The organism is Oceanobacillus sp. CAU 1775 (genome assembly GCF_054482815.1).
In genome coordinates this window covers 60197-85992 of sequence record NZ_JBTLRO010000001.1, presented here as the reverse complement: position 1 = coordinate 85992, position 25796 = coordinate 60197, and the positions used below count along the sequence as shown (strand labels likewise).

The 25796-nt window shown below is 34.1% G+C and carries 14 protein-coding genes; 1 reads left to right on the top strand and 13 read right to left on the bottom strand.

What is annotated here, in order from left to right; genetic code table 11:
- Nucleotide 1 precedes the first annotated feature (1 nt).
- The 10 genes from ACXYMZ_RS00415 to ACXYMZ_RS00370 all read right to left on the bottom strand — a co-directional run bounded on the left by ACXYMZ_RS00415 (nucleotide 2) and on the right by ACXYMZ_RS00370 (nucleotide 17583).
- Nucleotides 2-1216 carry a restriction endonuclease subunit S gene (locus tag ACXYMZ_RS00415; RefSeq protein ID WP_458946360.1) on the bottom strand — a complete coding sequence of 405 codons (1215 nt, stop codon included), beginning with the start codon at nucleotides 1214-1216 and terminating at the stop codon, nucleotides 2-4.
- Entirely contained in the window at nucleotides 1213-3774 is a 2562-nt protein-coding gene (locus ACXYMZ_RS00410; protein WP_458946359.1) for a type I restriction-modification system subunit M, read from the bottom strand. Before ACXYMZ_RS00410 ends, ACXYMZ_RS00415 begins: the two co-directional genes overlap by 4 nt.
- A gap of 239 nt (nucleotides 3775-4013) precedes the next feature.
- Nucleotides 4014-4541 (bottom strand): hypothetical protein, encoded by a 528-nt coding sequence (locus ACXYMZ_RS00405; RefSeq protein ID WP_458946358.1) that lies wholly within the window; start codon nucleotides 4539-4541, stop codon nucleotides 4014-4016.
- 1 nt (nucleotide 4542) lies between these two features.
- The gene (locus ACXYMZ_RS00400; protein ID WP_458946357.1) at nucleotides 4543-6210 is read right to left on the bottom strand and encodes an N-6 DNA methylase; all 1668 of its coding nucleotides are present in this window, start codon (nucleotides 6208-6210) and stop codon (nucleotides 4543-4545) included.
- Nucleotides 6211-7012: 802 nt separating this feature from the next.
- The gene (locus tag ACXYMZ_RS00395) at nucleotides 7013-7861 is read right to left on the bottom strand and encodes a glycine betaine ABC transporter substrate-binding protein (protein ID WP_458946355.1); all 849 of its coding nucleotides are present in this window, start codon (nucleotides 7859-7861) and stop codon (nucleotides 7013-7015) included.
- 211 nt (nucleotides 7862-8072) lie between these two features.
- Nucleotides 8073-11681 carry a S8 family serine peptidase gene (locus ACXYMZ_RS00390; RefSeq protein ID WP_458946354.1) on the bottom strand — a complete coding sequence of 1203 codons (3609 nt, stop codon included), beginning with the start codon at nucleotides 11679-11681 and terminating at the stop codon, nucleotides 8073-8075.
- A 341-nt stretch (nucleotides 11682-12022) separates the two neighbouring features.
- Nucleotides 12023-14290, bottom strand: coding sequence for an ATP-binding cassette domain-containing protein (locus ACXYMZ_RS00385; protein ID WP_458946352.1), 2268 nt, complete (start codon nucleotides 14288-14290; stop codon nucleotides 12023-12025).
- 625 nt (nucleotides 14291-14915) lie between these two features.
- Entirely contained in the window at nucleotides 14916-15641 is a 726-nt protein-coding gene (locus tag ACXYMZ_RS00380) for a Fic family protein (protein ID WP_458946350.1), read from the bottom strand.
- Nucleotides 15642-15883: 242 nt separating this feature from the next.
- On the bottom strand, nucleotides 15884-16795 hold the full coding sequence (locus ACXYMZ_RS00375) for a hypothetical protein (RefSeq protein WP_458946348.1): 912 nt from the start codon (nucleotides 16793-16795) through the stop codon (nucleotides 15884-15886).
- Nucleotides 16796-16920: 125 nt separating this feature from the next.
- Nucleotides 16921-17583: a hypothetical protein gene (locus ACXYMZ_RS00370; protein ID WP_458946346.1), complete on the bottom strand. Its 663-nt coding sequence runs from the start codon at nucleotides 17581-17583 to the stop codon at nucleotides 16921-16923.
- Nucleotides 17584-18024: 441 nt separating this feature from the next.
- Between ACXYMZ_RS00370 and ACXYMZ_RS00365 the strand changes: the two genes are divergently transcribed.
- Entirely contained in the window at nucleotides 18025-18156 is a 132-nt protein-coding gene (locus ACXYMZ_RS00365; RefSeq protein ID WP_458946344.1) for a hypothetical protein, read from the top strand.
- A gap of 186 nt (nucleotides 18157-18342) precedes the next feature.
- On the opposite strand, the gene ACXYMZ_RS00360 is transcribed toward ACXYMZ_RS00365, so the two are convergent.
- The 3 genes from ACXYMZ_RS00360 to ACXYMZ_RS00350 all read right to left on the bottom strand — a co-directional run bounded on the left by ACXYMZ_RS00360 (nucleotide 18343) and on the right by ACXYMZ_RS00350 (nucleotide 25767).
- Nucleotides 18343-21057 (bottom strand): ATP-dependent DNA helicase, encoded by a 2715-nt coding sequence (locus tag ACXYMZ_RS00360; protein WP_458946343.1) that lies wholly within the window; start codon nucleotides 21055-21057, stop codon nucleotides 18343-18345.
- A 180-nt stretch (nucleotides 21058-21237) separates the two neighbouring features.
- A complete protein-coding gene (locus ACXYMZ_RS00355) occupies nucleotides 21238-22368 on the bottom strand; it encodes a protein kinase family protein (RefSeq protein ID WP_458946341.1) in 1131 nt (376 codons plus the stop codon).
- A gap of 147 nt (nucleotides 22369-22515) precedes the next feature.
- Nucleotides 22516-25767, bottom strand: a complete 3252-nt coding sequence (locus tag ACXYMZ_RS00350) for a type I restriction endonuclease subunit R (protein ID WP_458946339.1) — start codon at nucleotides 25765-25767, stop codon at nucleotides 22516-22518.
- Nucleotides 25768-25796: the final 29 nt, after the last annotated feature.

Sequence of the window (25796 nt, the reverse complement as noted above, 5' to 3'; positions counted from 1 at the left end):
TCTATACAAACATTTCTTCTAAATATGCTTCTTTAATTCGTTTTAATTTATCTAGTTTTATTTCTTCGGTTGCAATCTGACCATCTAGATTTTTGAAGAATTGGCCGATTTTTTCCTGTTCTTTTATAGATGGCACTAAAACTTCGAATTTAGAAAAAATAGATATCCAATGTCGCTCATGATTCTGCGGAACATACTGTATATTTTTCAACGCTAAATATACAAAATAACTATTAAAACTAGTTAAGTTTGGAATTAATATTTTCAAGGCGGAACTTTTCACTTTGAATGAAAAATTAACAAAGTGAGAACTAGTTGTAAAATCATCAAATATTATCACTGGGTTTTCTGAGCTTGCTTTTTTAACACCATGCAGTTCCTGCGTATAGCCTAACACAAAACTTTGACCAGCCGTTAGAACAGGTGTTACAAATCTGTCATTATACTTCTCTGAACTTACAATATAAATTGTTGGTTGTTCATAGGACAACATTTCGCCAAGAATAACTTTATTCCAATTCTCTCCAAATCCTTTAAACCTTCTTTTAGGTACTGTTTCTCCTTCTTGTGGAAACATTTCAGTTAGATAAGCAGACTTTAATGCTCTTACTTTAGCAATCTTTCGTTCTTGATTTGCAATTCTTTCATCTAAAACCTTAAAAAACTCACCGATTTTTTGTTGTTCTATTGTAGAACCATGATTAATATTGTATTCCCACAAATCATTTATAGTGATATTTGCTTGATTCGCATTCCCTCTTTCAATGCTTCTTATATAGTCTACATATCTTCTCTTTAATAAATTCCCATAAATAAAATACGAATTATAACCATTTATCGGAGATAACTTCACCAAATTCTGATTTAATAATCCTTGCTTTTTCCTCTTCACTAATATCGGTCTACCAACGGCTGATTCTTTAAGCTCAGCTTTTGAACCGACAGTGGTAATTATAATATCCCCTAAATTTAATTTATAGGATTCGTATTTCATTTGATAGACTCTATCGATAAATATCTTTTCATTATTATCCATAATTTCATTAGTTCCTAGGTCGGAAACTCTGATTATTCGTATACCTTCCTTTTGGTAATATCTTGATTTAAACGCAAAGCCCTTTATATAATAAATGCAATCTTTAATCCTTACTGTTTTCCATACTTCTTTAAATTCTTTAAACCTTCTTTTCGGAACTAAGCTTTTTACTTCCATCATTCACTCACCACCAATTCTGCGAGCATTGCTTCAAATTCTTCCTCTAGTGATTTACTTTTTTCTTCAATGGTTTCTAACGTATCAGCATACCTTTCTTTCAACTCTTTCAAAGTATTCAGCTCATTTTTAAGAGGTAATTCTACAAGCTTTGTGACGTCTCCTATTATTGAACCAAACCACTTTTTATACATAAGCTGATCTATTTCTTCATGCGTTAAATTTTCAATTCTTTCCTCCGCTTGCTCAGTTAATACTTTTTCTTTTTCTTTAATTGCTTTGTTTAAAGCGGCTCTGTCATCCAATAGTTTTCTAACCTTTTCTAATAAAGCAAATGCATCCGTATCTTTCGCAACTTTCTTTATCTCAGCTTTTACTGCCGATAATGTAAAGTCATCTTCTCTAGCATTTAATCCATCACCTAATGTTTCCGCTTCTTCACTTTCTTCAACTTTTGCCGCTTCAACAAGTTCATTTGTTTCATCATTAATAGCAGCTAAAGCATCTTTTTGGTTTTCTACATCACTTAAGTCCTCTGTGTAGAGTTCCTTCAAAATGAGTTCATTCGGTACAATTGCTCCTACCCAGCCATCTTGTTCTGTACGTTTCGTTTTACCAGAACCTTTTGTTACCATATTCGCTTCACGAGATACGCCAACTGTATAAAAATCGCTAATTGCAATTTTTTCAGCATCTTCGGAAAGGATGTTCTCCCATAACTCTGCGATCACTTGATAACCAGCATACGTACTCACATGATTGAATTGTTTTAAAAGCTCTTTCATTTTCGTTAACATTTCTTCTCTTAACGGTACAATTTCGTTCACATCAGGTACTGCTTTTAATTTTTCCCAGTAGGTATTCATATAAGATTCAATCTCTACTGTTAATGCTTTGATTTGATTTCGAACATTTTCATGTGATAACACTGCTTCTGTTAATTCTTGAACGTCTTGAGTCACTTCTACATAACCTGGACGAACTTCAGTAAGTGCATCATATAGAACATCTTTCGTCATATCATGCAGTACGGTTAATTTTTTAATTTGATGAAGTGGAATTCCACCGTATAAATGTGCATCAACATCATGAGCAATGTCTTCTTCAATCGCTTCAATATAGCGTGGAATGTTTAAATTATATTCATTTTCTTTAATGTCTTTTCTAGTTGCTAAGTAGCTATAACCTGCTTCACTTGTACGCTCGACATATGTATCAACGATTTTCGCGATATCTTTTTCTTGTAGAACGTTTTGTTTTCCTTCTTTTACGAATGCTTTAGACGCATCGATCATCAGGACAGGTTCGTCTAGCTTACGATTCTTTTTCAAAATCATGACCGTTACAGGGATACCTGTGTTAGTAAATAATTTATCTGGCAAGCCTATGACTGTATCAATATAGTTCTTTTCTAATAAACGTTTACGAATTTCTCCCTCTGCTCCACCACGGAATAACACACCATGTGGAAGAACAATTGCCATCGTACCTTCTTGTCCTAAGTGGAATAAACCATGTAAAAGAAAGGCAAAGTCTCCTTTAGAATCAGGTGGTAACACGCCTGCAACTTCAAAACGCGGATCGGTAACTTTTAATTCTTCTTGGTTCCAGTTTTTTAGTGAGTATGGTGGGTTCATTACAACCGCATCAAACTGGACACCTTCGTTTGGTCGTTCTGGATCTTCTGGCCAATCTGGCCCTAATGTATCCCCATTCTTAACTGTCATTTTCTCAGGACGAACACCATGGAGCAGTAAATTCATTCGCGTTAAGTTATATGTAGCGGTGTTTTTCTCCTGACCGTAGTAGTGGAGATCTTTACGATTTGCTTCCGTTAAATGACGGCTCACTGTAAGCAGCAGAGACCCCGAACCAACCGTTGGATCGTAAATCGAGTTTACTTTCGTTGTTTTGGCGACAATTTGTGCCATGACTTCACTTACTTGGCGTGGGGTATAGAATTCCCCCGCTTTCTTACCTGATTCCATTGCAAACTGACCAATTAAATATTCGTAAGCATCCCCTAATACATCACCTTTTTGGAGACTTACCATGTTTAAATCAGCGAATAGCTCGATTAGTTTACGAATGTTTTTGCTTCGTGCGTTTAAGTTACTTCCTAAAGCAGTGTCAGACAAATCTATTGTTGAGCTTGCAAATAGTCCTTTAAAATCATCGATATCTCCAGTTGTAGCAACTGTACGTTCAAAACTTTGTAAGCTCTCTGTTACCTTCTCTAATTCAAATGTGCCTTCACGAATATCTTTTAACCATGTTTGATATAAGTGCTGTGGCAGAACATAATAGCCGAGTACATTTTGAATCATTTTCGTGAGGCTATCCCCGTAACTTGCATACGCTTCTTCATATGCTTGAACAACTTCTGCTTCCGTACCTTTTGTACCGCTCGTTGTTATAAATGTTTCAAGTGTTTTATCACTAAGGAATTTGTAGAACATTAAACCTAACATATAATCTTTATAACGGCTGGCATCCATAGATCCTCTAAGATCATTAGCACCATCCCATAGTCTTCTTTTAATATCATCTGATGTAATCAATTTTTTTACCTCCAATTATAATTAGCTTAAATTTAGATAAGATAATGCTTGTTCATGCTTTTAGAAGTGAGTGTTTTTTTGTAAAAGAGTTGAGTGTAATTTTTTGTTTTTTAAATTTTGACTTATAGTTCAATCTATAGTTGATACTTATATCTTAGAATATCATGTTAGCATGATGAGTTCATTTAATTAATGTTCCTTCTACAACTCTTGCTTTAAGAGCTTCATTATATAGAGAGTCAATCAGTTTTTAGAAATCCTGTTTTTACTTCTTCCTCTATTACTTTTTGTAGACTACTTCGTGTTATCTTCAATCCCTTATTTGCTGTTAACCTAATTGTTTTAGGATAGCCTTCTTCATTTTCTATCATATTAATTACGCTCGAGTAATCACCTTTATCACGGGTTGAGTGAGGAATTGGACCAAATAAAATAAGTCTATTTTCTGGTCTAAAACTTAAACGTTTAAAATCAAATTTCTTATATTCATTGAATCCTAAATATAACTCGACCCTATTTTTTTCGATTCCTTGTTTTTTAAACATTTGATAGATAACGTCTTCTTTAATATTGCTCTCTCCAAAAATAAGTATGTTTCCATTTGGATAAGAAAAATTACTGTCTTGGTCTGGTAACAAATCGATTAAATTATATTTATTTAATGTTATTCTTAACGTTCTTTCGTCAGTAGCTTGTAATATTTTTCGAGTTAATATAGAAGAGGCTTCAGTAGCAATGTCAAATAACAAATCTTGTTCTATTTGCAACCTACCTCACCTCCATAATGTTATTTTTTTCTTCTTCAATTCGCTTAATTCTCTCTAAAGTAACCTCTTGTTCTCTTTTCAATAAATCATATGCTTTACCAATTTTATCTTGTTCTTCTTCTGTCAACAAAGGAATCATAACTTTTTCTAAATCTCGAATACTTATCGTTTTCATTGCATTTCCTTTTTCGTATTTCTTAAGTTCTCTAATCCCAAGTTCACTTTGCAAATATGCTTCAAGATATTTTGGATTAATTTTATTATTATCAACTTCTAAGAAGTATAAGTTACCGTTAACTAAAATTTGATTGTTTTTGTTTTCAATAGATGTCACTTTAAATGGAGACATTTTTGAAATAATCAACGAATGGCTTACTATTACATGCTTTTCTAATGATGAATCAATTTCTTTAATAAAAGGAAGCTTTTTACTTACAATCCCATTTGTAATATTATTTAAAGCTAAATATTGGTATGGTGTATGTGTTTCCGTTACTATTTCCTTTAAATTCTTATTAGAGATCATTGCACCACGATCTATTGATTTAACAACTTCTTTTAATGACAACGTCTTTTCGAAAGGTAAGTCTGGAATTAAATAGCGTTTTGATGATAGGGTGAAATCTTCTTTCTCTATTTCTTCAAAAGTGCACGTTTTGCTAATTTCACTGTCTCTTTCTAACGATTTTATGATTTCTTTAATTGCATCATCTTGTAACACAGTCCGATGTCGTTTAGTAGCACCTAATTTGGTCGCATCAACAAATGAAACATTTAAATTATTTTTACTCAATACAAGCAAACTTACAGGTATGGCAGTATAATCTAACAGACCTCCCGGTAGATCTATGATTGCTTCAATTAAGCCATCTTTCATTAATTGCTTTCTAATTAGTGCATCACGATTATTAACCAAAGGAGCCTCATTCATTACAACTACTAATTTTTCAAAATTTGAATGTAAAACCGCATCTAGAATGAATAACCAAGTACTATCATAATTAGGAATTAATTCTTCGTATGCTGTTCCACTAAATTTAGTATTGATTACTTCTTCAAATATGTCTTTTTGCACCCTAAGTCCTAGGGGTCCATTTATAAATATTTTATTCGCATCTAATTGACTGATATCTGTTTTAAGCGCATTATCTAAAATAATTTTTGATGAATCTTTATTCATAATATCTAATAATAATTTTGACTGAATATATGCCTGTGGGTTAATTTCTACGCCTAATAGTTCCGCATCCTTTTTCATTGATAAATGTGCCAATGTAATACCTAGCCCTGAGCACACATCAAGAATCGAATCTTTATCCTGAATATCAAGTAATTGAGCTACTAACTCAATAATACTTATAGGTGTTTTTTGGATTGCATTCTCTCTATTACCGAATGTTGATATTTGTTCTATAACATCTAGCCATTCCTTATCTAATAATATTGGCATTTGTTTAAACTCTTCTATTAAATTAAAATTATCTTCATATACTTCCTTTAATATAGATCTAACTTTTTCATCTTCAGTATTCCTTAGTACCTCTTCAAATTGCATCTTTTGCAATTTTTGACTTAAATATAAAGCTGTAAATAATGAATGAGATTCCTGTTCAACATCTCTTCTCGTCTCGTTAACTACTCTCAAAAAATCATTTATACTTTTTTCCAACAAGAACACCCCCGGTGGTTTATACATACCAAATTTGTTATGGTTTAAATATACCATTTGTTTTTTAAAATGTCAATGGTTTATGTATACCAATATTAATTTGTAAATACTAAACGTGCTTATTACTTTAAAGATCATGACGTTGAGGAATGTGGAAATATAAATACTAAGTACAATTATAGTCTCGATTGATTAATCTCAAAATATTAAATTAATGTGAATATCATTAAGATAAAACTCGAATAAAGGGATCAATCATTTCTAATTTATTGTGATAACAGAATGGAAGACCTAACCTTTATTCTTGGAATACCCTCACAGTACATCTCCCTCCCCCACAAATGTTATACTGATAATTTGCAGAAAAAATATTATGGGAGTATATCTTAGAAATTATTGTAACGAGTCAAATGAGAGTGAAATTAGGTTTTCCTGAAAAGATGGCTCCAATATTCACGAAACCTGAAGCTCTGCAAGAAATGAATGATTTTTAAGAGTGAAAGTTTTGATTACAAAGGATCTATTCGAATATGATGAGCTAAATGTAAATATGAACTGGGAGACGCTTGAAGACTTTGAAGCTTAAAAAATAGTTACGTTTCAAAGAATTCCATACAGGCTCAGCAAACACACCTAAAGAATCACCAATCATAGAATGTATAATTATTATATCTGAAATTGCTTCTACTTTAGAGTAGAATATTTTGTTTGTCCACCCCTCTTTAATCTGTTGAACTCAACATTTTGAAAATATAAAAGAAAATAACCGCCAATATGTACGGTTATTTTCTCATTAAATATTTTATTTTTCCAACCACTCATCAACAAGGTCTTGATTCTCTTCAACAAAGTTTTCAGCGAGTTCTCGTGGAGGTATCCCTGCATCGATTTCCATCAGCCATTCCTCCACAAAGTCTAAGCTAAAGTTCATGTTAGAGAATAGTGTATAAGCTGTCGGTGACTCTTCTTTTAACTCTGGAGTCACACCAACTTTAACATCGTCAAGATCCCATACTTCACGTGGGTCTTCAATCATTTTAATGTCATAACGCACAAACATCGGATGTGGTCGCCAAGCGTTAAACACGATCGGTTCTTCTCTATTAATACTTGCCTCAACTTGAGCAAGCATAGCTTGAGTACTACTGAACTGTATTGTGTATTCATCCATTTCATAGACTTCTACCATTTCTTCCGTAGTTAAACCGATGCCGCTACCGGGTTCAATAGAATAGAAGTTATTGCTAAATAACTCCGGATTATCAGCTACATCTTCAATAGAATTAATATCTTCCATATAAGATGGCACAGCGATACCCATTAACATATTCGACATCACTGTTCCTACCATTTCAAAAGAATCACCGTACTTTGCGATATAATCCCTATGTAAATGAGGGTCCCAAACGTCAATTGTTGCATCGAGGTCTTTTCGAGAAAGAGCTTCATAGATTACGCCAACATCAGCTTCTACAATCTCAACCTCATAACCTTCTTGTTCTAATGCTACCTGTGTAACATATGCTGCAACTGTCGCATAATCATAAGGCGTCAGCCCAACGGATATTTCAGTTATTTCACCGGTCTCTGATACATTTTCATCATCGTTTCCTCCGCATGCAGCAAGGAAAATGAGCATCATTGATACCATAAGCAATAGAATATGATTTCTTTTTAGTTTCAGAATAACTAAAACACTCCTTTAATTTCTTTATTATGGTTTTAAATATTAACATATAGATTGAATAGTAGAAACTGATTTGACCCAAAGTTTAAATGACAGAAGGGCAGGCGCTTTTCCCCGTGTACTTTAAAACAAAACACCCCAGCATATCTGCTAGGGTGTTTGATTGTTTCTTCATTTAATTTCTATCAATAACAACGTACGTTCCTGGGCCGTCTGATTTGAATGTGGCTGTGTCAGTTTTCTTATCGTATTTTGCTTTGTGTGTTTTACCAGTATTCAATTCTTCGCCCCATAGTTGATTTGTTTTTCCTACGTTTGATACATCAACTGCAAGTGTTACATCAATCTTTTCTTTGCCGATGTTAATTTCTTTTAAGTCTTCTCCTGTTGCGAAGTGGAAGGAGTAAACATCAGAAATTGCTTTGGCATTTGTTGATGCTTCTTTTGTTAGAACGATTGTTAGTGTATCATTTGTTCCTTTATCAAGTTTTTCTACTACTTTTCTTGCTAAAGTAAACGAAATTTCTTCACTTTCAATTACTAAATCTTTCTTCGAGTCTTTCAGTGCTTTAACTAATGCGCCGTCAATCTCTACGTTAACTGCTTCCTCGAACTGAGGTACAGAAACTGTTACTTCTTTTGCTTTCTTATTGTCTAGTTGAGACTCGATTTCTTCTGCAGGTACTGTATATGTTGCGTCATCACCTGGTACTTCTGGTTCTTCTGGCTCTTCAGGTTCTTCAACACCTTCAAATACAACTTTCTCAGCTGCATTTCCTGCTGCATCAACGTATTTAACAACTACGCTTTCTGGATTGTCATTACCAAAATCAAAGGTGAATGAACCATCTTGTTGTAACGTGATCGGTGTTGTAACTGTTTCACCGTCTTTTGTTACTTCAGATGTCGCTGTTAGTTTTGTATTGATATCGAAACCTAGTCCGTATTTCACTAGTTCTGTTTGGTAATCAACATATTTATCTACAATTTTACCAGTCACTGATGTTCCTTCAACTGCACTTTCAATAGAGCCTGCAGATGATTTAACAACGATTGGACCTACATAATCACCAATTACACCCGCTTCTGTCAAGCCTGTAAAATCAATAGTGTATAAACCATCAGGAATTGTAGTTGCTGGTTCTCCCGACCACGGATAATATTGTCCCGCGATATTCAGTGTGTATGATCCTGCTCCTAATGATGCACTTGCGTGTAGGTAACCGATGTAACCATCACCATACGCACCACCACCCGGATTCATAATATCCCAGATTTCAATATAATTCGTCTGCACATCACCAGTAAGTGTAAAGCCTAGTAATGCAGAATCTTTGTAACCGTCCCCGTCAAATGACAGATCCGTTTCTGAAATACTCATATCTTTAATTGTCGCAGGTTCTACGCCACCAAAGTCTGCTGCGAATGGTAGGGATAGATTAGAATTCTCCCCATTAATATGGATGTATCCTAAAATTTCATCGCCTGGTTTCGTATTTGAATTTTGTGAAGCTGTTAATGTGACAGTGATTACTTCTTCACCATTTAATGTAAATGAAGATTTATCAACGGATACGGATGCATCTGCAAATCTTTTAGTTACATCTACAGACACTTCATAGTCTCCACCAACATTGTTAAGGTCTTTTACAAGAATTTCTTTGGAAACAGTAATGTCTTCTTCAAGTGATTGTGGACCGAACGTAACGGTACCTTTTAAGTTTTCTATTGCTTCGCTATCTTCATTTGGTAATGCTCTGTCTACTGCATAAGCAAGGACATTTGCATGTGCTGCTGCATATGCATCAACTCGCCCTGCTCCTTGTGCGAAGACATCATATTTATCTGTGTCTAGAATTTTAGCTGTATTGGAAAGCGCGACTTTGACATCAAATGCGTTCCAATCAGGATTTGCTTGTTTTACAAGTGCTGCGATTCCTGCAACATGTGGTGTTGCCATCGATGTTCCTGTTTTTCTTGCAAAAGCATGCTCATAAGTTGCATCAGGAAAATCGGCTTTGTACATTGGAATCGTTGACAAGATATTTGTTCCTGGTGCACTTACGTCTGGCTTGATATCAAAATTCGGTACAGAAGGTCCGCGTGAACTTGAATCGTTTACTTCGTCACCTTCAGTAGTTGTCGCATTCACATTCGTGAATGTAACGGTTCCGTTTGACAGCTGAAGCGCTGCACGAATTGCCGTTCCATCTGTATAAGACATGTCCACAGTCGGAAGGAATGCAAAGTCATCTCCTAAGAATACATCGGAAATATCCGGTGAGTTCGATCCGTTATGTGAGTTATGAATAATTGTTGCTACAGCACCATTCGCTCTAGCATTTTCAATTTTTTCTACAAAAGGAATTTCTCCACGTGCGATGAGAGCGACTTTTCCTTCTACGTCTATTCCTTCAAAGTCTGATACTCCCCCGATTCCAGGAACTGCAACGAGGTCGAATTCACCTGCAAGTTGTTCCTCAAGGTTTGTCCCATAAGTTGTTGCCATTAAGTTCAATTGCGAAGATAGTTGATAATCTCCTGCTTCAACTGAAACATTTACATCATACATTGTTTCTGGATTTGTCGTGTTTCCAACTGCAATTCCAAATGGTGCAGTTGATGGTGTACCCATCGTTCCACGATTTGGACCAGAGTTACCTGTTGCTACTACGGAAATAACCCCAGCAAGCATTGCATTATTAATTGCATAAGAACCAGCGTCTGTCTCCGTATTTGACCCTCCACCTAATGAAAGGTTGATAACATCCATTTCTTGAAGAACAGATTCTTCAATGGCAGCGATAATGCCTGAAGTTGATCCACTACCATACGCTCCAAGTACACGGTATGCATAAAGATCTACTTTTGGTGCAATTCCTTTAATACCAAATTCATTGTTACCAATTGCTGCGATTGTTCCTGCTACGTGTGTACCATGAGAGGTGTAGAAAGAACTTCCATTTGCATTGAATTCTGGAGTACCTTCTGGACGTTCAGATGGTAATGTTTCAGAGGCATCATCATCTGCACGTTCTTTCGTGTAAGTGGATGAATTTGGAATAAAGTTCTTTCCACCTTTGTAAATTCCAGCGAAATCAGGATGATCCGCATCGATTCCCGTATCCAGAACGGCTACTTTAATTCCTTGACCTTCGTAACCTTCTGCCCAAAGAGGTTCAATTCCAAGGAATGAGTTGCTCGTATCCATTGCGATATCTACTTTTCCGTTCCCAGTTGCTGAAAGGTCTTCAGATGCATGAACTTCAACGTCTGGTTCAATTAATGTAACACCTTTAATATTAATTAATTTCTCAAGGTCATCCGCCTTTACTGTAGCTGCAATCCCATTTAATACTGTATCGTAACTGAATTTCTCTTTGAATGAAATCTTATTTGCATTCATTGCTCTTTTCATCATTCCATGTTGCGATGCTACTTTTGCCCTTGCAGATCTATTATCTGAAGCTGTGAATTTTTTACCTGATACTTCTTTGATGCCCTTTTCTAGCGCAGCAGGTTTTTCTGAAAGATGAATAATAACATCAACTTCCTGGCTGCCCTTCAGTTTTTTAAGACTTTCATGTAGCCTAGGCTCTTGTTCCGCCAATTTTAGTTGTTCGGCAATTGCCAGTTTTTGTTGCATGATACTTTCCGTTTGCCTGTCGGTTTTAAAAGCGTCACTCTTTGCTGCTGAGACAGGTGCAGTCGGTAGCAATAATGAAAGAACCATTACTAATGCTAAGAAAGTACTAAAAAACTTAGTAAAGTTTATTCTCTTCAATTCCCATTTCCCCTTTTTTCGTTTTATTTGCATTAGTAATAATTATGCAATAATAGAATTATAGCATGATAGATTTTGAAATTAATAGATTTAATTGATATTTTAGAAAAATGAGTATTTCGGTGGGCGAAATAATTTTAGTTTAGTTATTTAGACCTCTCGAATGTTTGGGTAGAAGGAATTATAAGGGGGGGGGAATTTCAACTAAATGCAAAAAAGGAAGCAGGGATTAGTGTCTGCTTCCATTGGATAGAGCTTTTATAGGAAATTTATGGGCAATATATTCTTTAGAGCAATGATTCTTTAACTAACTGTATTCATAACATTATTTCTTAAGTCTATTATTCACAAATCGACCTTAACCACTTAGCCGTCACTGTATCTTCCTGTAACATTTCTTCGGCCGTCCCTTCAAAAATAAGTTGTCCACCTTCTTTTCCTCCACCTTGACCCAATTCAATAATCCAGTCACTTGCTGCAATAAAATCTAGATTATGTTCAATAATGATGACAGAATTTCCTTTATTAACGAGATGTTGAAATACCGATAAAAGTCGGTCATTATCCATTGTGTGCAAGCCTATAGAAGGTTCGTCTAACAGGTAGATTTGACCTTCCTTTTGCAAATGGCTCGCTAATTTCAAACGTTGAACTTCCCCACCACTTAGGGAACTCGTCGTCTGCCCTAATGTCAGGTATCCTAAGCCAACGTCATGAAGTGTACGCACTCTTTTTATAATCTTTGCCATTTCAAAGTACTGCAGTGCCTCATCAATCGTTAAATTTAAAATCTCCACTATGTTCTTACCTCGATACTGATAAGACAATGCTTCCTCCGAATATCTCATACCTCCACATGCTTCACATGTAACAGTCACAGGATCTGCGAATGCAACATCTGGTTTCATGATTCCTTTTCCTTTGCATACAGGGCACGCACCTAGCGAATTAAAGCTAAACAATCCTGCCGGCTGTCCTGTTTCTTTAGAAAAAATAGAGCGAATATCATCCATGATTCCCATATAGGTAGCTAAAGTCGAACGGCTGGAGATTCCAATACTGCCCTGTCCCACCATAATTGTGTCTGGATAGCGCTCTGTAAATGCTTCCATCATTAAAGAACTTTTACCTGACCCTGACACTCCACATATAGAGACAAGCATATTTTTTGGGATTGTTACACTGATATTTTTTAAATTATTGTTCGTAGCATTTTCTATTAGAAATTTACTTTTTACTTTTCTTGGATGCTTATTTATATTTAGTTTGCGATCGAGATTGGTCGCAGCAATCGATACTTTGAGTCCTGTTACATTCCCTTGGTATACAACTTCACCACCAAGCGTTCCTGCCCCTGGGCCCATTTCAATAATTTCATCAGCAGCCTGGATGACAGATAAATCATGTTCAATGACAATCACAGTATTATGTTGTTCTTTTATATTTTTCAGCATGTCAATTAACAAGTCGACTTCTTCTAAGTGAAGACCTGCAGTTGGTTCATCAAAAATATAAATCATGTTGTTTAGGCTACTACCTAAATGGCGAGCAATTTTAACCCTTTGCGCTTCCCCACCTGACAAGGTGCTCATTTTCCTTGCTAGGTTCAAATATCCCAATCCCATTTTAATCAGTTGCTCGATGTGAGGGATGACCTGGAGCACGATGGATTCTCCCATCGGATCTTTTATCTTAGCTAATTCTTTTTTCAAAATGGTAAGTTCTAATTGGTCAAAATCCGCAATATTAAGTCCGTTTATTTTACACTCCAACACTTTGGGATTCAGACCAGACCCTACGCATGTTGGACATAAAGAATGCTTTGATACTGCAAGAACATCATTTTGGGACACTCCTTTTAGCTTTGATATATCTCGGTTAATATAGAGACGTTTAAATCTAGGCAATAGACCGTCCCATTCATGGGGCTGGGGTCCATTTTTTGTGTGAAATGGAGCAAAAATTTTCTCGCCTTCTGGAGGGCCGTGGATAAGTAAATTGTATTCCTTTTTTGAATAATCCTTTATCGGTTTATCTGCATCAAATAGTCCTCCAGTAATCATCCATCTACCTTGCCAGCCTGAAGGTGATAAGGGTTTGAATTTCACTGCGTATTCTCGTAGCGACTTATTGAAATCAATTAGCTTGTGTAAATCAGGGGTTATTACCTCTCCATAACCCGTACATTCTGGACAACTTCCAAATGAGCTTTGACTTGAAAAATCGGTTGCCGATCCGATCGGGGGTGTTCCTATTCTTGAAAACAAAAGCCTAATTAGCGGATTGATATCCATATAGGTACCAACGGTTGAACGGGAATTCCCTGCTACAGGTCTTTGATCAACAACGACCACGGGACTTAAATTTTGCATAAGGTCAGCATGAGGTCGTTCATATCTTGGCATTTGATTTCTCACATAGAGTGGATAGTTCAATGTCATTTGTCTTCTGCTTTCCGTTGCTAAGGTGTCAAATACAACCGAGCTTTTCCCTGAACCAGATAGACCAGTAAATACCGTGATTTTCTCTTTCGCAATATTTAAATGTATGTTTTTTAAGTTATTCTCTTTTAGTCCTCGTAGAATAATTTCATCTTTTCTTTCTGCCATTTTATCGACCTTTCTAATTTTTTATAAATCCTTGCCACTGAAAGAGGACTTGTAAACATGAGGAACATCTTGGATGGTTGCTTGGCTCCGGTGGGAACGAATTAGCTAGACAATTGCTAGAATCATTTTGAGGTGATAGTTTTTTGCATTTCTTTTACTTCTCTTGGACCCTCATTTTGAACTTGTAAGTAATACTTACAAGTTGCGTTTCCTTCTACCGAATATTATAACATCTATAAATAAGAATTCTTTTGAAATGAACAAATGCCCTCTTTAATTAAGACCGAAAAGAAAACTCCTTACATTCATCGAAGAACGAAAAAGGAGTTTGTTATTTGATATTTTTTTACACAGTTCTTATTTGAATTACTCTCAACTATAAATCTAATAGAGCCAGAGGCAGACACAAAATTATTGACGATGAACATATAATTCTTTATTATGAGTAAATACAAGAACCAGAATAACTCAAAGGAATTTCCACTGCTAAGTGTAAACACTCCTTTGGGTTATTTTTATACTTAAAAAAGTCGCACATAGCTACTAAATGATTATGATATCTACTATTTTTCCCCTCAAAAGAGTTATACTTCGACAATTTAAATTTTCTCTCATCATGCGTTTTCTAAACCACACTTAAATACAAATCTAATGAAACCTCTACTTCCTTTGAGACTAGTTCTATAAAGTCCCCATAATCTTCTGAGGCATTTGCTTTATCGAGTGCATTGTAATAAGCTAAGCGATTTTCGACTCGAATAATAATTGGTGGATAACCAGCTTTCATAAATTCTGAATTCAATAAAAGCCTTGCCGTACGACCATTGCCGTCTATAAATGGATGAATACCAACAAAAATTGCATGTAGCATTGCTCCTCGTACAATTGGATGTAATTCCTGTGCTGCTCCGTTATACCAAACCATTAGTGCATCCATTTGTTCCTGAATTTTTAACGGTGACGGTGGGGTATGCGTTGCACCTGAAATGAATACTTGCTGATCTCTATACACACCTGCGTACCTATCATCAATTCCTTTTAAAATTAACCGATGTATATTTTTGATTTGCCGTTCTGAAAATGGTTCTTCATTTTTTACAATATCTTCAACATACGAAATCGCTTCTCGGTGATTTATAACTTCTAAATGCTCGCGCATCGTTTTTCCACCAATGGTAATTCCCTCTAACACAACCTTTGTTTCATTTATTGTTAATGTGTTGCCTTCAATTGCATTTGAATGATAAGTCCACTCTAGATATATCTTTTCAAGAATAGATTGCTCAGTGTATTTTGGAAGAGGTTTCTTCGTATCTAACTGCTGTTTTTTAAAGTCAATTTGGTCGAGCAATCTTTTCAACTCCTTTACTTAATATATTCATGATAAAATTGTCTAATAAAATCAGTTTTAATCTACTTTGCAACACGAGAACCGTCCCCATGTTTCACTTATGGTACGGTTCACCGTGGTGATTTAAGAGGCAAAAAATAGACACTGGAGTATAAATCCAGTGTCTTCAATAACAACTCTACCCTTTTCTGAATAAAGTTGCTATAATTCTTCATTAAGTTCTTTCTCCGCCTGACAAAGACTTATTCTATTTCCTTTTCTTCAATATATATTTCAACTTTATTATCTTCTGTTTTTGTATCAATTTCCACATTATCCGAATAATTGTGTATATGAATTTGGGGCATTTGCTCTTTATCATTCGGAACTACCCCTTTAATAGTAATTATAAATCCAACTACTGATATTATAAAACCTGCTACAGTCATAATATCTTTAGCTTTTTCAGTAGTAATTACATTCCATAGCTTTTGCAAATGTGCAATCAGAGTTGTGTAACATTCAACGAGTATTTCTAATTGTTCCTCATAATAATCTTTTGCTTCAACAACATTTTCAAGATTTTTTGTGTTCTCTAAATAATCAATACCCGCCACTACTACAGCAAAATAATACCCATTATCTTGAAAACCATTTGTGATTCCCTTCAATCTCTCCGCTAAATTTGAAATCTGTCTATAAGTTGATGTATCAAATGCATTGCCCAATCTTTGCACTGCTTCTGTAGCCTGTCTATAAGCCGATGTATCGAATGCTTCGCTCAATTTTTGTACTGCCTCTGTAGCCTGTCTATAAGCCGATGTATCAAATGCTTTGCTCAATCTTTGTACTGCCTCTGTAGCCTGTCTATAAGCCGATGTATCAAATGCTTTGCTCAATCTTTGTGCTGCCTCTGTAGCCTGTCTATAAGCCGATGTATCAAATGCTTTGCTCAATCTTTGTGCTGCCTCTGTAGCCTGTCTATAAGCCGATGTATCAAATGCTTCGCTCAATCTTTGTACTGCCTCTGTAGCCTGTCTATAAGCCGATGTATCAAATGCTTTGCGCAATCCTTGTACTGCCTCTGTAGCCTGTCTGAAAGCTGTTGGCTCATACGTATTTGGTAATTTTCTTATTTGTCTATCCATTTTCTCAACATCTTTAATGCTACTCATCAGCACATCTCCCCTTCGCATTAGTCTCCCAAATAATAACTATATATTACTAGTATAAACTTAAAATTGTCCCTTTGTAATATAATGAAAAACAGAAAATCCTCCTAATAAAAGGAGGATTGAAACTATTCATAATAAGAATCCATTCTCATTTCAGATTCCATTTCATTTCTCGTTTCAATTAAATGTTGATAGTGCATTGATAAGTTATCCAGATTCTTAAATATTTCATTGAATACTACAATAAAGTGAGTTAAATCAACGACAACATTATCGAACTCATTTATATAAAACTGTGGCTCTTTTTCTCTAGTTAGTGAATATCTTGCAAAAGTAATATCCGAAAAACTTTTTCCTTCTTTATTTTGAATTTCAATTTTTTTATACAACTCATTTATGTACTTTGTTAATTTCCCGAAAAAATGTTCATAATCCAATTTATTTTCAAATTCTTTTTCTAATCTTTTGACTTCCTTTAATAAGGTTATAAGATTATGAGAGTTTTCATAAGTTTTTCCATTCGCTAAGAGGGTATTTAATGTCCATATTAATAATTTTAAATAAACTTCAATTGCATGATTTGCATTAAATAAGATTGGAAATATTAATGAATCCGCTTCTTTACCTTTATTATTATTTTCTAAGATTTGTTTAACCAATACTAATGAAGAATCAGCAAATCCTTTAGCAATTACATGCATATTATGTAAATGATCATGGTGACTTGTACGCCAATTCATATATGCTGTTTTATTAATATCTGCATTATATGAAAAAATATCTTTCATAATAGATTTCTCCCCATTTTCTTTTAAAAGTTAGATTTAGCATATCATACAGCAAATTTAGTTACTAGTTTATCTATTATATAAATATAGCTCAAGAATGCTCATTTATGGAAGATTGACCTTTTTGAAAATCAAACTTTAATCAACCAGAAGGTTTCGTTGTAAACATCTGTCATTTACTGGTTCATTTTTTATCATTCAGTGGTAAAAAGTATGGCAACGTTAGTACATTTCCTTGGCTGTAATCATTTACTACCTGTTCGAACGTAAGCAACACAATTCATAGAATTATTCTATCATCTTAATAGTAATATTTTTGATAGTTACAAAAGAAATTGTTTAATAAAAATATAAACGACTTTCCCTTAGTCAACTTTTGAAATATCTATCATATTTTATCTTCCAAGTAATATATTTATAGAAAAATAGGGAGGGAACACATTGCTAAAAAGGTTTTTTAGAAAAAGAAAATATACCAAGGAAGAAAGAATTGTGAGACTTTTTGTTAAGGCGGTAAAAAAGAGTAGGAGAGAAACTGGTGCGAAGTTCATTGGTATTAGAAAAGCCGATTAAATAAAAATGCACAACAAGACCCTAGATTTGCCAATATTTCTAGGGTCTTGTTGTGCCATATAATCACATTTATTCAATATATAAGAAAAGATGTACTATTCTCATTAAAGCATTACTGACCAATACGTATAATTTTAAAGAGAACAGGACTTTTAAGGGAAGTTAATATGCATTAAAGTCAGAACTTTATTCAACTGTCTCACTAATCTTTGATGATAATAGAGAAACATCTCTTCTGCTATTTTTTATTTCCAGATTGCTCAAAACTTTATGCTCCGTCTCTGGTGTCCAGTATATTTTTAATTTTTCCTTTGCGCGAGTTATTGCTGTATAGAATATGTTGTGAGTAATCATTTCTTCTATTTCATCTGTTATAACAATTTTAACAGAATTGTATTCCAGCCCCTGTGCTTTGTGAATTGAAACAGCATAGGCAACCTGAAACGGAACCACAGCGTCTGATGATAAATCGTCATCTTCATCAGTGCTTCTATACTTATTAACAAAAAAGCGTATAATTGAATTTCCATTATCAGAACTACCTATCAGCTGAAAATCATACCCCGCTGCATCCAACTGATTTATTACTTTATCTAGTTCAATATCGAATTGTATTTTATCATTAAATATTTCTATACCTACTATTTTACCTTTTAAGTTGTTATAAATTAAAGGAGCAAATCTTTCAGACTCATTAAACAAAATAGGATCATTGACCTTATAGGTTTGGATACCCCAGTAATAAGCATAGTTTCCATTGCTACTTTGCAAAAATCGATTAATATTGTTTATTCCATAAAGACCATCATAATTTAAACATAGTATTATTTCATCTTCTCCAGAATGTTCAAATATTGACTCATTTAGGCTGATAGAATAATTATTTTTGGTAATGTGTTCCAATAAATCCTCATCCATGTTCCTAACCTTATTCCACAAAGTAAGCAACTTAGAACTACTAGTTCGATAAGGCTTTGTTAACTCAAATACTGATGTTTTAGGAACAAAGGAACGAGCAACCTCAAACCAATTTCCAAAGACTATTGAGTCGATTTGATAAACATCTCCAACTAAAACTAATAATTTGAAGGATGCCTTTCTTATCACTTTGAGCATATCTGAATTACTAACTGTACTACATTCGTCAATAATCAATAAATCAAAATCTGTTTCACAATTCCTTTGTGCTATGAATTTTGCAATAGTTTTAAAAGTACCATTAGCAGCATTAACTCTCCTTTTTAAGTTATCTACTGCTGGATTAGTGTTTGCCAAATATAGCTTCTTTTTATCATTAAAAAAATTAGAGATATGATTTATCATAGTAGATTTTCCAGTTCCAGCAGAACCGTATATAAAAGCTACTTTGGAGTTCTCAAACATTTTATTTAAATAAGATTTCTTCTCATCACAATCAATATCATAGGCGGAAGATTGCAACCAAAATTGAACAGAGTTTGAGTAATTATCTATACCAGATGAAGCTAACTCTTTAAGATTTTGAATTATACTTTGAGTGTCCTCTTCATAACCATTTATATAAATATAATCTTTGTAATTCTCTAACCTTCTATGTTGATGCTTATAATATAACTTACTGTTATAGATCTCCATAAAACCATCAATATCATCAAAACCTGTAATATCGTTCTTAGGAGTATATAATTGGCCTTTTACTTCTGTATTATTTTTAACAAATCTTGCAAAAATCTCATGACCTCGATTAGTTGTATCTATGCAGTCGAGCAAATCCGAGATTTTAGGATTATGATTTCTTAATGAAGTATTAAACGGCATTTTTTCAAACGGTATACATCCATAAGCAAGATTTAGATTTGATAATACTTCGCAACCTCCGGAATTATATTGCTGCTTGATAATCTTGTTATTTAATCTGTAAAGTAAATATCTAATTACATTACTTCCTAAACTATTATTCTTTGCCAATTCACGGCATTTATCTAGTACTTCAAAAAAAGGAGAGACTTTAGATTCTTGAGCTACATGGCTCTTAATACTCATATATTCACTTTCTGATGAATCAATTACTTCAACTAAATTCTGTCCTGTTTCAGTTAGATATCTCATCAACCCTCGATACTCAGTATGTCCACTTTGTATTTTAGGATTAAACCCAAAAATTTTTGCAAAATTATTTAGTTCACAAGGACGAATCGAAACTTCCCATCCCTCAATAATTAATATCGGCATTTCTTTTCCTAAAATTTTTACAGAATCACTCTTTATTGAAAGTTTAACAGCATAGTTGTGTGTTAGATCTAGTTTTGTGAATGCAATAATTCTATCAAACTTACTTGCTCTATCATTAGCAAGAGTTAGAGTCACTTCATAATAAACATTATAATCTACGAAAAATGGCTTTATTCTTTGGATATAATACCGTTCTTTATATATGCTATTGGTTCTAGTCAAAGATAGTTGATTTATTTTATCCGAGATTTTTTCATAATACTCTTTAAGATTTGAATCTATATTAATAGGGTACTCATCTATGTTAGTTAGTACATCGAGATCAAATTCAACTTTTAAAAACTTTTTTATTTTAAGTAGGTACTCATAGTACTTCAGCATTAGTCTCTCGGAATTTTCTTCATTGAGGGTATAATGAGAAGCTGTAATCTGTAAGAGCTTATGGAATTTATTCAAAAACTTTAAATTACCTTTAGATTTAACATAATTATTTGCTTTCCCTATATTTTCATAGCTGTTCTCAATATCTTGTCCATTGGCGTACGCTTTTAATGATATATGTTCAACAAAATTTCTAAGCTGCGATAGAATGTTTTGTGATAATAACCCTCTATCAGATGAATCAAATCTATCAATATTTCTGCAAATAACTTTATCAATATTTAAGATTTCTAAATCAATGCTATTCAAAGATATCCTCCTTAATTTTCATGCATAGCTAATAAAACTTAAATAAAATGGCAATCTCCTTACCTGCTCTTTAGGCCCAAACTAGAAACTTACAATAACATTTTTCCATTTTTCGCTACACACTGTTCTCAATACGATTGTATTAAAATTTAAAGCCAGCCGCTTTTTCATCTAAGCATTCTAGAAAGGTAAGTCATCATCATCCAGTGCATATATTACCTTTACATTATTTAATCTTGATTTAATATTATTGAATACAATCTTCTGCTGAAAAGGAGTAAACCTTCGTAGCATCTCAATAAATTCAATAATTACCTCAACACTAATAAATGGTTTTGTAGAATAGTTAAAGCTATTATTAACAAAAGTCCCTATTAATTGCGCGTTATCTTGTATTAGATATTCCAATGCACTATCTTCAACTATTTTTAATAGACCTTTCATAATTTCATCTTCATTTTCTAGTGGTTTATAATCTGAAGTAAAATGGTTTACAGCGGCCATCAAATTATCTGCAAATGTAGTATATATTTGTCTGTCCTCATCTGAGAACATTTCAGTAATCAATTGACTACTATAAACTTCTCTTAATACAGATTTAAAATCACTAAATCTCTCAGCTCTAGAAATCTCAGTCATTTTCTTTAGTATTTTCTTATGCTTAAATCTTTCAATCTCATTACTTAATAATTGAGTAAATAGACTCCCAATATAAAAAATCTCTGTTTGGTGATCATACAATGAACCATTTTGGATTTCTTCAGGATGATTACTATATGGCCAGTTTAATACTATACTATATCCTCCTATTTCATTAGCATCTAGCTTTTTACCAAATCCAAAGTCAATTACTTTCACATTATTATTTTCATCAATTAATATATTTGAAGGTTTTATATCTCTATGTAAAACTTTTATCTTTTCTAAATAAGCGAAGGCTTCCAAGACTTCCACAAATATCTTTTCCCAAGGTTTTTGAGAATTTATTGGATTATACTGATCAATCGGAATACCATTAATAAATTCCATTTCAATATAACCCGTTTTGTATTCAGGATATAAATAATAATTGTATATCCTCACAATGTTAGGATGTGAAACTTTAAAAAGTATTTTAATTTCATTAATGAATCTACCAAAGCCATCTTCTGTATCATTCTCGAACACTGGATTATACTTTTTTATAGCAAATAAAGTATCTGTTAGTTCCTCTTTAAACAATTCTGTCTGCCCTGTACCCCCATTCCCTAGATTTCTTACATATTCTAATGATTTTATTTTATCAAATTCAACTACTTGTCCTTCTTTCAACAAAGTAATCTCTCCTTTTTGGATATTTGATTCTAAATTAAATTACGTACTGTTTATTTTTCTACAGATTGTCATGGTATAAAAAAATGCCAGTCATCCAAAAAAGTTTATCCACTAAACTCTTTCTAAAATGACTGACATTCGCTGTTATAATCTATATTCACCTTTTGATTCTGCTGCTTGCTGTATATCCCAATCCCTTACTTCTGTATGCTCCGCCATCAACTCCGCCTGATGCATAACAGTATCCAATGCCTTTCTTGCTTGATCTGGTGGATAGTCATACTTTCTTAGAAGTCTCTTAATGATTCTTCTCATTCCAGCGCGAGCGCTTTTTCTGACATGCCAATCTATCGTCATGTTACGTCTGATTGCTTGAGTTAACTCATTCGCTATTTTAAGCAATACCTCATCATCCATTAACTCTTTTACAATAGATTCAGAAGTTAGAGCGTCATAGAATGCAATCTCATCATCATCTAGACCAAGATCTTCTTCTTCCTGACGAGCCTTTTTCATGTCTTTAGCCATTTGAATTAACTCTTCCATTACTTCGGCATTGGTAATTGCTTGGTTTTTATATTTGTTCAATGATTGTTTTAGCTTTTCTGAGTATTTTTGGGATTTTACCAGATTACGTTTTTCCATTGTCTTAATGTTACCCTCAAGCAATTTTTTAAGCATTTCAACGGCTAGGTTTTTATGTTCATATGAGCGTACTTCTTCTAAAAATTCTTCAGATAAGATAGAAACATCAGGATGTTTCAAGCCCATTACTTCGAAAACATCTACTGCTTCCTCAGAAATAATAGATCGTTCGAGTAATTGACTTACACGAGCCTCTACTTCTTTCTTTGACTTTCGCTTTGGCTGTTTTTCTTGAAGTTTGTTTAAACTTGCTTTAACCGCTTTAAAATAACTGACTTCGAGAGCAACCTCTTTTCCTTCATCTGTTGCCGCACAAAGTGAGTGAGCTTTAGCTAGTTCTGTTGCTGTCTGTTTAAATTCTTTTTGTTCCTTTTCACTCTTACCGAAGATTACATTCATACCACCTGTAATAGCGCGAATTCGTCCGGCTTGAGAAGTTCCCATATATGCAGAATAGTCATAACCATGCATCATATCTTGTAGTATCTCTAACTTCTCTTTCATAATTGCAACAGCAGCAGATGTATCAATACCTGTTGTTTTCTTATCACTATCTGTATATTGATTTAGAGCTTTCTTTAAGCTTTCTAATATACCAATGTAATCAACAACAACTCCACCTGATTTATCCTTAAATACACGGTTAACACGCGCAATTGCCTGCATTAAATTATGACCTTGCATTGGCTTGTCAATATACATGGTGTGCATAGAAGGTACGTCAAATCCAGTTAGCCACATATCACGTACAATTACGATTTTTAATTCATCACTATTGTCTTTCATTCGTTTCGCTAATAAATCACGGCGTTTCTTTCCACCTATATGGGCTTGTAGTGCATCTTCATCTCCTGCACTTCCTGTCATGACTACTTTAATTTTACCTTTATCATCATCATCGGAATGCCAATCTGGGCGTAGACTTACAATTTCATTATAAAGAGCTACACAGATTCGACGGCTCATACAAACAACCATAGCTTTTCCATCAATCGTCTTAGCTTTTTCTTCATAATGATGAACGATATCTTTCGCTAATTGCTTCATACGATTTGGCGAACCAACAATCGCTTCAAGACGAGACCATTTAGACTTATATTTTTCACGTGTAGATTCTTCTTGGTCTTCTGTTATTTCTTCAAACTCTTCATCTATCCTAGCTAACTCTTCTTCATTGGCTTCCAAACGAATAATCCTATTTTCATAATAGATTTTTACTGTTGCCTCATCTTCAACAGCACGTGTCATGTCATAAATATCGATATAATTACCAAAAACAGCTGGCGTTGACTTATCCTCTAACTCAATTGGTGTGCCTGTGAAGCCGATAAAAGAGGCGTTTGGAAGAGCATCGCGTAAATATTTTGCATATCCATATTTAACATCGCCTGTTTGGGTATTTGTCTTGGCAGAGAATCCATACTGACTACGATGGGCTTCATCGGCAATAATGATGACATTTCTACGGTCTGTTAGGGCAGGCATTTCGCCTTCTTCTTCGGGCTTAAATTTTTGGATAGTGGTAAAAATAATCCCACCTGATTGTCGTTCATTTAAAAGGTCATATAACCCATTTATTTCTGTAGCTTTTTCATTGACCTGTTGTTTTTTCTGCTCGTCACTGAGCTTCCTAACATCAGCTTGTTTGGGTGCTTGTCTTAATATATCTTGTGATTTAGAAAATGTATTAAATAACTGATCATCTAAATCATTACGGTCCGTAATCACAACAATGGTTGGGTTATTTAACTGATTAATAAGTTGACCTGTATAGAAAACCATTGAAAAGCTTTTCCCAGACCCTTGAGTGTGCCAAATAACACCGATTTTACGATCTCCATTTTCACTTGTTGCTGTTTTCGTATGTTCTACAGCCTTTTTAACTGCAAAATATTGATGATATGCCGCCATTATTTTAGCAATGGTCTTCTTATCACCAATTTTGTTACCATTTTCATCACGATCTTCCTCATGAGATTCCTGAAAAAGAATAAAGTTTTGAATGATATCAATCAAACGGTCTTTAGAAAGCATTCCTCTCAACATAACTTCATATTGAGGGACTTCCATAGGTTCAATTGTTTCTCCATCCACCGAACGCCAATTCATAAAACGTTCCTGATTAGCAGTAATTGTTCCTGATTTGGCATTAATCCCGTCGGATAAGATACAAAACGCATTATAATAGAACAAGGAAGGAATATCACGTTTATACGTTTGAATCTGTGCATAGGCATTATCAATACTTACATTTTCATCCGAGGCAGATTTTAACTCAATTACTACAAAAGGAATACCGTTAATGAATAAAACCAGATCTGGTCGTCTCTCTTCTTTTTCAACAATGGTAAATTGATTTATAACAAGGAATTCATTGTTTGAAGGCTCTTCAAAATCAATTAAAAAGGCCTTCATAGAGCGATTTTGACCTTCTTTATGAAACGATACGTCTATTCCCTCGGTCATCAATTTGTGAAAATAACGGTTGTTTTCTTCAAGACTTGGGCTATTAAATGCAATAATTTGTCGAAACGCTTCTTCCAAGGCTTCGTGTGGCAAATGCCTGTTATTCTTAAATAAAGCATCTTTCACACGGTCTTCTAGAATAATTGTTCGGTAATCTTTCCGTTCAGGTCTTTCTCCGTCTGAACTAATTTCAGGTCCGAAGATATATTCGTAGCCAAGCTCTTGAAGAATTTCAATTGCTGCTTCTTCTAACTTGTCTTCTGTAAAATTTTCTAAAAAGCTCATTCACCTCTCTCCTTTCAAAAGCGTTACTT

Bases quoted from the DNA above. Each gene is read 5' to 3' on its own strand.
- ACXYMZ_RS00415 (WP_458946360.1), bottom strand. From the start codon at position 1,216: ATGATGGAAGTAAAAAGCTTAGTTCCGAAAAGAAGGTTTAAAGAATTT.
- ACXYMZ_RS00395 (WP_458946355.1), bottom strand. From the start codon at position 7,861: ATGGTATCAATGATGCTCATTTTCCTTGCTGCATGCGGAGGAAACGAT.
- ACXYMZ_RS00385 (WP_458946352.1), bottom strand. From the start codon at position 14,290: ATGGCAGAAAGAAAAGATGAAATTATTCTACGAGGACTAAAAGAGAAT.
- ACXYMZ_RS00375 (WP_458946348.1), bottom strand. From the start codon at position 16,795: ATGAGTAGCATTAAAGATGTTGAGAAAATGGATAGACAAATAAGAAAA.
- ACXYMZ_RS00370 (WP_458946346.1), bottom strand. From the start codon at position 17,583: ATGAAAGATATTTTTTCATATAATGCAGATATTAATAAAACAGCATAT.
- ACXYMZ_RS00350 (WP_458946339.1), bottom strand. From the start codon at position 25,767: ATGAGCTTTTTAGAAAATTTTACAGAAGACAAGTTAGAAGAAGCAGCA.